General features: G+C 62.6%; 2 protein-coding genes. Both read right to left on the bottom strand.

Annotated elements, in window-relative coordinates; translation table 11 throughout:
• Positions 1 to 269: 269 nt before the first annotated feature.
• Complete coding sequence (locus QC821_RS21625; protein ID WP_309725590.1) at positions 270 to 1,394, bottom strand: GGDEF domain-containing protein; 1,125 nt, start codon at positions 1,392 to 1,394, stop codon at positions 270 to 272.
• Entirely contained in the window at positions 1,394 to 1,888 is a 495-nt protein-coding gene (locus tag QC821_RS21620) for a hypothetical protein (RefSeq protein ID WP_309725588.1), read from the bottom strand. The genes QC821_RS21625 and QC821_RS21620 overlap by 1 nt, the downstream gene beginning before the upstream one ends.
• Between the last annotated feature and the right edge of the window lie 341 nt (positions 1,889 to 2,229).

Below are 2,229 nucleotides of genomic sequence, written 5' to 3'. Positions count from 1 at the left end.
GGCCGGATATAAGCGTGCAGTCTCACCCCGGCCATGGCGAATCGGGCTTGCACAACGGGACGGGTCCATATAAGCGAATTCATTCGCGATTTGTGGGAGCGAATTCATTCGCGATGCAGCGCGCAGCGCTGCCGGAGAAGGCAGCCAACCCCATCTTGACTGAATTCACTCCTACATTGGCCTTGGCGCCGCTCTCTTGTGGGAGCAAATTCATTCGCGATGCAGCGCACAGCGCTGCCGGGGCAATCCAACACCAGCAGCAATAGCGCCTATAGCGACACAGGCAGCGTAACGGCACTCGCTACCTGCCAACCATCGCGCCCTTCGGCCTTGACCCGATACAGCGCCTGGTCTGCGGCGGTATAGGCTGCGGCAAAGGCTTCGTGCTGGGCAGAAAACTGAACGCCGCCCAGGCTCAGGGTGACGTAAGCGCCGGCGGGATGACCCGGATGCGGCAGTGCCGCTTGACGCACCTCCTCCACCACAGAGGCGCAGGCCTGCTCCAGGGTTTGGGTAGCGTCGCAAGGCAGCAGTGCCGCAAACTCGTCGCCGCCCATGCGATAGAGCCGCGCGCTGCCGCCAAGCGCTCGGTCGATCAGCGCCACCAGCTCGCGCAATAGGCGGTCGCCGTCCGGGTGGCCAAGGGCATCGTTATACTGCTTGAAGTAGTCGATATCGATCAGCAGAAGCCCCAGGGAGCAGCCCGGCTCGGCCAACACGTCATCATGCAGCGCGCTGCGATTGCCGATACCGGTAAGTGGATCGCGCAGCGCCTGGGCCATCCAGCGCAGGCTCTCACGAGTGGCACGGTCCGCCAGGCGGTGCTTGAAGACGTGCATGCCCCAGAACAGCAGCCCCAGCAGGTAGATCACGAAGCTCCCCGCCAGCACCAGGGTCTGGTGGCGGCGGGTTTCCTCGACGAAACTGTTGGTCACCTCGCCACGACGGTCGAGCTGGTCCATCTCGATCTCGGTCAGGCAGCGAATCGGCTGCAGCAGGTCCTGGCTGAGCAAGGCTGGCGAGGGTACGACACCTCGGCCAAGGGTGTCATACAGACCATCCAGCCGGCGCAGATTTGGCACCGTGCAGGCGTACTCGTTACGGTAGAGGCCGATATCGAACAGACTGTAGCCCAGCTCGATCTGGAAGCGGGCGCGCTGCACGGCGTCGGGCGCGTCATCCTCCAGGAGAATGCCCAGGCTATCCTCAAGATAGCGGCGCGAGCGGGTCGCCAGCTGCTGGCCGGTCAGGTTGCCGGACTGGCTGAAGTAGGCGTGAATGTCAGGATGAACCCAGCGCGTCTCATAGGCGATCAACAGCATCAGCGCCGTGAAGCTCATCAGACTGAGCCACAGCCAACCGGGGGTGCGACGCTTAGGAGGAGACGGGGTCACTAGTGCGCCTCGATCTCGCGAATCATCCATACCCAGTCGTTGAAATTGCGCAGGCTGTCGGGGTCGCGATCGCCGTAGTCACGCTCCACGAGGCGCACCGGGCCGCGCTCACGCACGCCCAGCGGCTCGCCGTCATGGTGGGTAACGAGTATCCAGTTGGGGTCGTCCCAGCCGCCCAGGGTCACCACGTAGTCGTCCCAGGCGGTGAAGGTCAGCTGCGCTGGTACCTCACCAAACTGCTCCTCGAGTAGCTCGCGGAACACCAGTCCGGTCACCTCTACTTCATCGGCCAGGTAGGGATCGTAGAAGGTAAAGCGCACATCGGCACGCTCGCGCAGCTCTGCCACCGCCAGCTGAGTTTCCTGCTCGCCGTGCTGGAACACCACCACCTCTGGGCTGGCCAGGGCAGCACCCGCCGGCCACAGCGCAGCGGCCAGCAAAGCGGAAGGGAGAGGCACGAGCAAACGACAACGACGCACACTGAGTAGTGGCATGAAAGGAATCCCCTGCGTAGATGAAACTAGTCATTTTTTATTACCAGCGAGTCTAGCACGCGGGCTTGCCCTGGACAGGCGCCACTCACTTATGTGGGAACGAATTGGTTCGCGATTAGCGTGGGAGCGAATTGGTTCGCGATTAGTGTGGGAGCGACTTCAGTCGCGATTGCAGCGCGCAGCGCTGCCTGGGCCAACCAACCCCATCGTGACTGAAGTCACTCCTACATTAGCCCTCGCGCCACTCATCATGTGGGAAATGGGATGGACCCGTCCCCCCTTGTGCCAAGATGAGTTTGCAACGCCATCTTGGGTGCATGGGGCACCACACGGCATCTCGG

Source organism: Franzmannia qiaohouensis (assembly GCF_031451695.1).
Lineage (GTDB): Bacteria > Pseudomonadota > Gammaproteobacteria > Pseudomonadales > Halomonadaceae > Franzmannia > Franzmannia qiaohouensis.
This window is presented reverse-complemented; position numbering and strand designations above follow the sequence as displayed.

Excerpts from the sequence above, each read along its gene's own strand:
- QC821_RS21620 (WP_309725588.1), bottom strand. The coding sequence starts at position 1,888 with ATGCCACTACTCAGTGTGCGTCGTTGTCGTTTGCTCGTGCCTCTCCCT.